This window comes from Exiguobacterium sp. HSB13 (assembly GCF_056764755.1).
The window spans coordinates 1-468 of the sequence record NZ_JBUZOM010000035.1; the positions used below are offsets into that span (position 1 = coordinate 1).

General features: G+C 51.7%; 1 protein-coding gene. It reads right to left on the minus strand.

From position 1 onward, the window contains the following. Positions 1-53: 53 nt before the first annotated feature. On the minus strand, positions 54-302 hold the full coding sequence (locus ACZGCQ_RS16920; RefSeq protein WP_481266889.1) for an alpha-galactosidase: 249 nt from the start codon (positions 300-302) through the stop codon (positions 54-56). Positions 303-468 lie beyond the last annotated feature (166 nt).

Sequence of the window (468 nt, forward strand, 5' to 3'; positions counted from 1 at the left end):
CCCGCTTGATCGGAGTGGCGTTCGCCGAACCAACCGTCATCGACGACGGACAGTTAACAACCGATTCCTGCTGCAAGATCAACGAGTTCACGTTGACCAGATTCCGTCACCTCGAAATACGTCGCTTCCCAGGAGTTATAGAGAACAGGACGCTCCGTCGCACGCGGCATGATGACGTCCCGCTGAAAGGAATGCGCATGAGCACTCATATCCGCGAAACCGTCCGCATACCCGATGTAGAATGTTGGTGTCGTAAACTGCTGTTGATGGGATAGTTTCAAGCTGAAGTCAAACGGATTCATGACGACCGATAGCTGAACGAAACCGAACGCATCTTGTTCGACGTGAATCGCGCAGTTGACGGAATAAGCAAAAGGTACGTAGACGACTTAATCGCTATCCTCTGTCGCGGACGGGTCAAGAGGTCTCTTATACACATCTACGAGACCACGAAGAGCAATGGACAAG